The 9,071-nt window shown below is 66.3% G+C and carries 10 protein-coding genes; 9 read left to right on the top strand and 1 reads right to left on the bottom strand.

The genetic code is table 11. The annotated features are described in order from the left end of the window. A partial coding sequence (locus JYJ84_RS21005) for an undecaprenyl-phosphate glucose phosphotransferase (RefSeq protein ID WP_205189425.1) occupies window positions 1-921 on the top strand: 921 nt, incomplete at its 5' end. Between the two features lie 141 nt (window positions 922-1,062). Here the strand turns inward: JYJ84_RS21005 and JYJ84_RS21000 are convergent. Continuing rightward, window positions 1,063-1,986: a LysR family transcriptional regulator gene (locus JYJ84_RS21000; protein WP_174956419.1), complete on the bottom strand. Its 924-nt coding sequence runs from the start codon at window positions 1,984-1,986 to the stop codon at window positions 1,063-1,065. Between the two features lie 213 nt (window positions 1,987-2,199). Here JYJ84_RS21000 and JYJ84_RS20995 point away from each other — a divergent pair, with 213 nt between their 5' ends. The 8 genes from JYJ84_RS20995 to JYJ84_RS20960 all read left to right on the top strand — a co-directional run. Further along, a complete protein-coding gene (locus JYJ84_RS20995; RefSeq protein WP_043183487.1) occupies window positions 2,200-2,862 on the top strand; it encodes an amino acid ABC transporter permease in 663 nt (220 codons plus the stop codon). After that, window positions 2,859-3,620 (top strand): amino acid ABC transporter ATP-binding protein, encoded by a 762-nt coding sequence (locus JYJ84_RS20990; RefSeq protein ID WP_175222608.1) that lies wholly within the window; start codon window positions 2,859-2,861, stop codon window positions 3,618-3,620. The genes JYJ84_RS20995 and JYJ84_RS20990 overlap by 4 nt, the downstream gene beginning before the upstream one ends. Before the next feature lie 46 nt (window positions 3,621-3,666). Further along, the gene (locus JYJ84_RS20985; protein ID WP_122946857.1) at window positions 3,667-4,980 is read left to right on the top strand and encodes an aspartate aminotransferase family protein; all 1,314 of its coding nucleotides are present in this window, start codon (window positions 3,667-3,669) and stop codon (window positions 4,978-4,980) included. A gap of 11 nt (window positions 4,981-4,991) precedes the next feature. Beyond that, window positions 4,992-5,672, top strand: a complete 681-nt coding sequence (locus JYJ84_RS20980) for a CoA transferase subunit A (RefSeq protein ID WP_175222609.1) — start codon at window positions 4,992-4,994, stop codon at window positions 5,670-5,672. Next, entirely contained in the window at window positions 5,647-6,309 is a 663-nt protein-coding gene (locus JYJ84_RS20975) for a 3-oxoacid CoA-transferase subunit B (RefSeq protein WP_175222610.1), read from the top strand. The genes JYJ84_RS20980 and JYJ84_RS20975 overlap by 26 nt, the downstream gene beginning before the upstream one ends. Beyond that, window positions 6,306-7,505 carry an acetyl-CoA C-acyltransferase gene (locus tag JYJ84_RS20970; protein WP_174956417.1) on the top strand — a complete coding sequence of 400 codons (1,200 nt, stop codon included), beginning with the start codon at window positions 6,306-6,308 and terminating at the stop codon, window positions 7,503-7,505. Before JYJ84_RS20975 ends, JYJ84_RS20970 begins: the two co-directional genes overlap by 4 nt. 73 nt (window positions 7,506-7,578) lie before the next feature. Continuing rightward, window positions 7,579-8,352 (top strand): ABC transporter substrate-binding protein, encoded by a 774-nt coding sequence (locus tag JYJ84_RS20965; RefSeq protein WP_236027258.1) that lies wholly within the window; start codon window positions 7,579-7,581, stop codon window positions 8,350-8,352. Between the two features lie 335 nt (window positions 8,353-8,687). Continuing rightward, window positions 8,688-9,071 (top strand): TraR/DksA family transcriptional regulator (locus JYJ84_RS20960; protein WP_205189424.1); only part of this gene is annotated, 384 nt, incomplete at its 3' end.

The following is a 9,071-nucleotide window of genomic DNA, read 5'->3' as shown; positions in this document are numbered from 1 at the left end:
CAACTCGCGCCGCAGGGCCCGTTCGTGGCGGTGTGCGTATTCGATGACGATGCGCAGGCAGCCTCCGGCGGCATCGGCGGCGTGCCGGTGATCGACGACTGGAACGCGTTGCGCGACCTGATTCGCGGCGGCGAGATCGACGAGGTATGGCTCACGCTGCCGATGTCGCACGAGTGGCGGATCCAGCGCATCGTCCGCGAATTGCGCGACGAGTTCGTGGAGCTGCGGCTGCTGCCCGACGTGCGCCAGATGGCGGTGGTCGATCGCTCGGCGACCGACGTGCTCGGCATGCCGGCGATCAATCTCGCGACCACGCCGCGTTCGGCGCCGGAGCTGTGGGCGAAGTTCGCGTTCGACCGGCTGTTCGCATTCGGCGTGCTGATTCCATTGCTGCCGCTGCTGTCGATGCTGGCGATCGCGGTCAAGCTGTCGTCGCCGGGGCCGGTGCTGTTCAGGCAGCGCCGCAAGGGCGTCGACGGCCGGGAGTTCGACATCCTGAAGTTCCGGACGATGCGCGTGCATCGCGACCAACCGGGCGTCGTGCGGCAGGCGTCGCGCAACGATTCGCGCATCACGCGCGTCGGCGCGTTCCTGCGGCGCACGTCGCTCGACGAACTGCCGCAGTTCTTCAACGTGCTGCTCGGGCAGATGTCGGTCGTCGGCCCGCGTCCGCATGCGATCGAACACGACGATTTCTACCGGCAACTGATCGACTGCTACATGTACCGCTACCGTGTGCGGCCCGGCATCACCGGATGGGCACAGGTGAACGGCTATCGCGGCGAGACGCGCAAGGTCGAGGCGATGGAAGCGCGCGTCAAGTTCGATCTGTTCTACATGCAGAACTGGAGCTTCTGGTTCGACATGAAGATCATCCTGTTGACGGTCGTGCGCGGCTTCATCGGGCGCAACGCGTTCTGACGAAGCCTGGCCCCGGAACGCCGCCGGTTCGTTGGCCGGGCCTTCCGTCGGGAGCGAATGCGAGTGCGGCGTGCCGTTGCATGTGCCCGCCGCGCGTACCGTGCTCCGCCTTGCGGCGCGCGGCGGTGGCGGGAACGCGCGTCAGCGCATCACGAACGCGTCGGGATAGGCCGAGTGCTCGGCGGTATCCCTGACGCACGCCTGCGCGATATCGAGCACGTCGCGCACGGCCGGGTTGTTCTTCAGCGCATGCTGGTGAACGAGGTAGAAATTGAACCACTGGCTCGAATCGAACGGACGCGCAACCAGCTCGCGGTTGGCGCACAGGTCGGCGGCGGTCAGCGCATTGAGCAGGCTGACGCCGTCGGTGAGCCGAATGACTTCGCCGAGCGAGCTCATGCTGACGCGCAATTCGTAGCCGAGCCGGCGGCGATCGCTTGAATCGTCGTAGATCAGATGGTCGGACTGGATCGGCTTGATGTACTGCTGATCGGCAAGATCGTCGTAGGTCAGCAGCTTGCGCGCGGCAAGCCGGTTTTTGCGCGTCAGCAGCGCGACCATCTTCGCGCCGAACACCGGCACGAAGATCAGGCCCGGTTCGTGGATCTCGTAGGACACGATCGCGAGATCGAGGCGGCCGCCTTCCACATCCGAGATGAGCCGTCCGCTCGCGGCGACGTCGAGCGCGACACCCGTGCCGCCATGCGCCTGCGCATACTGCTGCGCGAGCCGGGGCCCGAAGCGGTGGCACAGCCCCGGCGCGCACCCGATGCGCAGCGACGCGACCCCGTTGTCCTGCAACAGCGAAATTTCCTCTTCGATGCGATTCAGCCGGTCGAGCAACTGCACGGCCTCGTCGAGCATGTAGCGGCCGGCCGGCGAGATCTGCAAGCGCTGGTTCTCGCGCGCGAACAGCCGGATCCGCAGGCTGTCCTCCAGCCGCGCGAGGGCATGACTGACTGCCGACTGCGTGATGCCGAGCTGAACGGCCGCTTGCCGTGTGGAGCCGGCCGTGGCGATCGCATGGAAGATTTCGATGTCGCGCAGGCTGAAGTCGCTCCGCATGTTCGCTCCGGTCAATCAATTGATTAAAAAAGATCATATATTGACCGAAAAATAATTCAAAGCGAGACTGCGATCCAGTCAAACAACAGGCCGGTTCCTTTTGCTGTCTTGGCTTTCGAGCTGTCGGCAGATGATGAATCAAATCGGTCACTCATCTTACGGAGACACTTTCAGCGCCGTTGCGCCACCGCGCAGCGCGCTGTCCGCCATGCCATGTTCGATTTCCATCTCGTGTTCAAGTACCTGCCGATGCTGTTCGAAGCGGCCGCCGTGACGGTGGAGCTGACGCTGCTCGCCACCGTATTCGGCCTGGTCATCGGCCTTGGCGCCGCGCTCGGCCGCCTGTCGCGCCATCGTGTGCTGCGTGATGCCACGAGCGCCTACATCTGGCTGATCCGCTCGACGCCGCTGCTCGTGCAGCTCTTCATCATCTATTTCGGGCTGCCGCAGTTCGGCATCGAGCTGTCGCCGTTCACGTCGGGCGTGATCGGTCTGGCGCTCAACGTCGGCGCCTACAACGCGGAGACGATTCGTGCGGGCATCCTCGCCATTCCGCACGGGCAGATCGAGGCGTCGCGGTCGCTGGGCTTTGGCGCCGCGCGCACGATGCGGCTCGTCGTGCTGCCCCAGGCGCTCAAGTTGATCGTGCCGCCGCTCGGCAACAACCTGATCATTCTCACCAAGGACACGTCGCTCGTGTCGACCATTACGCTCGCGGAGCTGTTCATGCGCACGCAGCAACTGGTCGGCGCGACCTTCAAGCCATTCGAACTCTATTTCGCCTGCGCCATGATCTATGCATTGCTGACCACCGGTACGAGCATGGCGCTGCGCCAGCTCGAACAGCGTCTGATCCTGAAGGGAGGTCGCGCATGAACGGGGCCCAGCCGCAGATCGTCCTGCGCGACATCCACAAGACCTATGGCGCGCTCCACGTGTTGAAGGGCATATCACTCGAAGTCCGCAAGGGCGAGGTGGTGGTGCTGATCGGGCCGAGCGGATCGGGAAAGAGCACGCTGCTGCGTTGCGTGAATCATCTCGAGACGCCGACGCGGGGCGAGGTGAGGGTGCTCGGCAGTCTCGTCAACGATCCTGCCCGCGGACACCGTGCCCAGGAGCGTTACCTGAATACGATGCGGATGAAGGTCGGCATGGTGTTCCAGCATTTCAACCTGTTCCCGCACCTGACCGTGCTCGAAAACCTGACGCTCGCGCCGATGCAGCTGCTCGGCATGACGGCCGCGCAGGCACGCGACGAAGCGAGGGAACTGCTCGACAAGGTCGGCGTGCTCGACAAGCAGGATGTCTATCCCGGCAATCTGTCCGGTGGCCAGAAGCAGCGCGTCGCGATCGCGCGGGCGCTGGTCCTCAAGCCCGACGCCATGCTGTTCGACGAGCCGACGTCGGCACTCGACCCCGAGATGGTCGGCGGCGTGCTGGCGGTCATGGAGCGGCTGGCTAAGGCCGGCATGACGATGATGGTCGTCACGCACGAGATGCGGTTCGCGGAGCGTGTGGCGGATCGCGTCGTCTTCATGGCCGACGGCCGGATCGTCGAGGATGGCTGCCCGTCCGAGATCTTCCATCGGCCGTCGCACGAACGGACCCAGGCGTTCCTTGCCGACATCCGGTGAGTGCGCGCGACATCGAATCCCCCTACGCAACCCGAAAAGGACGTCAATGAGCGACCATCTCTTTTACCAGTCTGCCGTGCAGTTGCCGACCATCGCGCGCGCCGAAGGCATCTATGCCTGGGACACGGACGGCAAACGTCACATCGACGCGTGTTCCGGCGCGATCGTGGCCCAGTTGGGACACGGCCATCCGGCCATCCGCGACGCGATGCTCGCGCAGCTCGACAAGGTCGCGTTCTCGTACCGCACACAGTTCGAGAATCAGCCCGCCGTGGATCTCGCGGAGAAGCTCGTCGGCCTCGCGGGCGGCCGTTTCGATCGCGTGTTCTTCTCCAGTGGCGGCTCGGAGTCCGTCGAATCGGCATTGAAGCTTGCACGCCAGTATTGGGTATGCCGCGGCGAGCCGGCGCGCAGCGTGTTCATTGCGCGTCAGCCTTCCTATCACGGCTCGACGATGGGTGCGCTCGCGATGACGAGCTACACGCCGCTTACCCGGCCGTTCGAGCCGATGATCCAGCTCTATCCGAAGGTTGCTTCGCCCACGCAGTATCGCGTGCCGCCCGGCACGAGCGCGGAACAGCACGCGCTCGATTGTGCGGACGAACTCGACGCGGCGATTCGCGAAGTCGGTGCCGAACGGGTGGCCGCCTTCGTCGCGGAGCCGATCGGCGGCGCCAGCACGGGCGCCGAAGTGCCGCACGATGCCTACTTCAAGCGTATCCGCGAAATCTGCTCGCGGCACGGGATCCTGCTGATTCTCGACGAAGTGATGACGGGCATCGGTCGCACGGGGCGCTGGTTCGGCTTTCAGCACTGGAACGTCGACGCCGACATCCTGTGTGTCGCCAAGGGGCTCGGCGCCGGGTACTACCCGACGTCGGCGATCGTGACCCGGGCCGAGCTGACCGACCCGATCCTGGCGTCGGGCGGGTTCCAGCACGGCTATACCTATGCCGGCAATCCGCTCGCGAGCGCGACGGCGCTGGCCGTGATCGACGTGATCGAACGCGAGGGGCTGGTGGAGAACGCGGCCGTGACAGGCGACTACCTGCGCAACCTGCTCGACGATCTCGCGACGCGGCACGACTTCATCGGCGACGTGCGCGGACGCGGCTTTCTGCAGGCGATCGAGTACGTGTCGGATCGCGACGCGAAAACCCCGTTCGACCCGGCGCTCCGGTTCGGCGAGCAGGTGACGCGCGCCGCGCGTGAACAGGGCGTGATCGTCTATCCGCGCAAGTCGCTGATGGGAGAAACCGGCGACCATACGCTGATTGCACCGCCGCTGATCACCACGCGCGCGCAATGCGACGAGATCGTCGAGCGGCTCGACCGGGCATTCCGGACGCTCGGGCGATGAGGGGCCCACGCATGGACAAGCGCATGCAACTGGCCGACGCGGTCGCACCGATCCCGGACGGCGCGTCGATCATGGTCGGCGGGTTCGGGTCGCCGGGCACGCCGTTCTCGCTGCTGGCCGAGTTGCAACGTCAAGGCAAGCGCGATCTGACGATCATCAAGAACGATGCGAACCAGGACAACTACGGCGTGTCGCGACTGATCGAGGCCGGTGTCGTGCGTCGGCTGCTGACCACGCATCTCGGCTTGAGCGGGCCCGCGCGGCGCGCCTACCTGGCCGGCGCGCTGCAGGTCGAATTCTTTTCGCAGGGGTTGTTCGCCGAACGCATTCGCTGTGCGGGCGTCGGCCTGCCCGGCGTGGTGACCGATATCGAACTGCCGCCGGAACTCGGCGTGACGCGCGAGACGATTTCGGTCGATGGACGGACGCTGTATTTCGAATCCGCGCTGCATGCCGATTTCGCGCTGCTCCGCGCCGACCGGGCCGATCCCGGCGGCAATCTCCGCTATCGCGGCGCGGCGCGCAACTTTTCGCCGCTGATGGCGATGGCCGCGGATCGGGTGCTGGTCGAGGCACGCGTCGTCGACGCGACGCCCATGGCACCCGACGACATCCATACGCCGGGCATTCACGTGCACGGCCTCATCCAGATCGACGGAGACAGCGATGAATACCAGCCCATCCAGCGCTGACCCGCGCCACGTGATCGCGCGCCGGGCCGCGCGCGAGGTGGCGCGTGGGCAACTGATCAACCTCGGCATCGGCTTGCCGACCCTGATTCCGTCGTATCTCGGCGATCCGCCGGCCGCCTGGATCCACTCGGAGAACGGCATCGTCGGCGTCGGTGCGCTCGCGTGCGCGGCCGATCTCGACCGCGAGTTGATCGACGCCGGCGGCGGCTACGTGTCGGTCGTGCCGGGCGGCGCGATCGTGGACAGCGCCGAGTCGTTCGGCATGATCCGGCGCGGGCTGGTCGACATCACGTTCCTGGGCGCGTTGCAGGTGTCGGCGCACGGCGACCTCGCGAACTGGCTCGTGCCGGGCGGCCTCGTGGCCGGTATCGGCGGTGGCGCGGAACTCGCGCAGAAGGCGCGCCGCGTGATCGTGACGATGCCGCACACCGACAAGAACGGCCGGCCGAAGATCGTCGAGCAATGTACGTTGCCGCTCACGGCCCGACGCCGTGTCGCGATGGTCATCACCGAACACGCGGTATTCCGGTGCGACGCGGACGGGCTGACGCTGGTCGAGCGACTGGGAGCGATGAGCGTGGCGGACCTCCGGAACCTGACCGATGCCGACTTCACCGTTGCCCGGGAGGCCGCATGACGTACACCGATCGCGACGCATGGATCGTCGGATATGCACGCACGCCGATCGGGCGTGCGTTTCGCGGCGCGTTCAACGATACGACGTCGCCGACCCTTGCCGCCCTGTCGTTACGCGCCGCGGTGGCGCGCAGCGGCCTCGATCCGGAACGGATCGACGACGTGATGCTCGGCTGCGCATTGCCGGAAGGCACGCAGTATTACAACGTCGGCCGGCTGGCGGCGCTGGCGGCGGATCTGCCCGTCAGCGTGCCGGGCATGACGGTCGACCGGCAATGCGCGTCGGGACTGATGTCGGTTGCGCTGGCGTCGGCGCGAATCGCCGGTGGCGAGGCCGACGCGATTCTGGCGGGGGGCGTCGAATCGATCAGCCTCGTCCAGAACGCGCACATGAATCGGTACCGTCAGCAGGACGAACAGTTGCTGGCCCGACACGTCGACGCCTATATGCCGATGGTCGAGACGGCGGATGTGGTCGCGAGTCGATATCGCGTGTCACGTCGCGCACAGGACGACTACGCGGCGCTCAGCCAGCATCGCGCTGCGCATGCGGCGCAAGCGGGCTGGCTGCGCGACGAAATCGTCGCGGTCGACGTGCGCAAGCTCGAGCGGGACAAGGCAAGCGGCGACAGCGTGCCGCGGAGGCTACAGGTGAGCGAAGACGAGTGCAGGCGCCCCGGTACGTCGGTCGACGCGCTGGCCGCGCTCGATGCCGTGCGTGACGGGGGCACCGTGACGGCCGGCAACGCCTGTGCGCTCGCGGACGGTTCGGCCGCCTGTGCGGTCGTATCCGGTGCGATGTTGCGGACGCTGGACGCACCGCCGCTCGGGCGCATGATCGCGTGCGCGGTAGCCGGCTGCCGGCCCGACGAGATGGGCGTGGGCCCCGTGCCGGCCGTCCACAAGCTGCTCGCGCGCACGGGTTTGTCTCCTGCCGATATCGACCTGTGGGAACTCAACGAAGCGTTCGCGTCGCAGGTCGTGCATTGCGTCGATGCGCTCGGGCTGTCGTACGAAACCGTCAACGTCAACGGCGGCAGCATTGCGCTCGGTCATCCCTATGGGATGACGGGCGTGCGGATGGTCGGCCATGCGTTGCTTGAAGGGGCGCGACGGGGCGTACGCCGTGTCGTCGTCACGATGTGCATCGGCGGCGGGCAGGGCGCCGCCGCGCTGTTCGAGGTCGCGCACCGCTAGTGGCCGCGCGATGCCACGTCGAACGCGTCGCCGCGTTCGACTCACGATCAAATCGACATTCTGGAGACTGGAAATGACTTTGATGCAACGATTGACGATGGTGGCCTGCGCGGCGCTCATCGGTGCCGCCAGCGTTGCGGCCCACGCCGACGATCTCGACAGGGTCCGGCACACGGGCAACCTGACGTTCGCACTGACCGGCAAGTATCCGCCCTTCAGCTTTATCGACGAGTCGGGCAAGCTGACCGGCTTCGACGTCGATATCGGCAACCGCGTCGCGAGCCGGCTTGGCGCGAAGCCGGTCCCGGTCATGACCGCCTGGGACGGCATCGTCGGCGGGTTGCTGGCCGGCAAGTACGACGCCGTGATCGGCAGCCTGGCCATTACCGACGAACGGTTGAAGGCCGTGGATTTCACGCGGTCGTACTATCGTTCGGGCGCGCAACTCTTCGTGCCGAAGGGCAGCGCCGTGCAGGACATCGGGCAACTGAAGGGCAAGGTGGTCGGTGTCACGCTTGGCGAGACGTATGAGGCGTGGCTGCGCAAGAATCGGCCCGATGTGCAGGTGAAGACCTACAAGGGGCTGCCCGACATCCTGATCGACATGCAGAACCGCCGTATCGAAGGATTCGTGACCGACCGCATCGCGGGCATCCTGACGATACGCGACAAGCACGTCGATGCGAAGCCGGCCGGGCCGCTGCTTTATCCGGAGAAGATGGGGATCGCGGTGCGCAAGGACAGCCCGAAACTGCTGGATGCGATCAACGCCGCGCTCGATACGATGCTCAAGGATGGCGAGTACGGCGCGATCAGCAAGCAGTGGCTCGGCGAGGACGTGCGCTGAGCGCGCAGTCCGCCGAAGCAGCAGCATGCCGGCGGCGGGCGCGGCGTTCGAGCCTGCGCTCGCCATCGGACGCGTTGCTTCACGGTGCGCTCGTGTCGTGATTTCGCGTCCGTCCCCAGTTTCAGCAAACCCATGGCGAGCGCTGCAGTGCACGCTGATTCCGGTCAACACACGCGTGTTCAATGGGTTTATCCTGCGTCGAATGCGTCCGGCAGTTCTTGTCTCCGGGCGCACATCCGGACACGGTGGCAGGCGGAGACGCCTGCCCGCCGCGCACCGGCGCGACACCGCGCGCCGCAATGCTCCGCGCGGAACCCGGAACAGGAGAGACTGCCATGCCGCTCGACGAACAACAACGGCAGACGCTGAAACGGCGGCTGAACGAGAGCGAGCAGACGTTGCGTGCGGAGATCCGCACGAGCGAAGACCAGCGCGCGTCGGAATCCTATGCAGACCTTGCCGGCGCGGCGCCGGACGAGGGCGACGAGGCGAATGCGGATCTGTTCGTCGACGTCGATCATGCGTTGATCGGCATGAAGCTGACCGAACTGCGCGCGATCGGCCGCGCCCAGCAGCGGATGCGCGACGGCAGCTACGGCGAATGCATCGACTGCGACGGCTCGGTTGGCTACGAGCGCCTGCTGGCACGCCCGGCCGCCGAACGCTGCACGCATTGCCAGTCGATCTACGAGCGGCAGTACGCCACGACGCCGCGCGCC

It is taken from the genome of Burkholderia sp. LMG 13014 (assembly GCF_905232215.1).
GTDB lineage: Bacteria > Pseudomonadota > Gammaproteobacteria > Burkholderiales > Burkholderiaceae > Burkholderia.
This window is presented reverse-complemented; position numbering and strand designations above follow the sequence as displayed.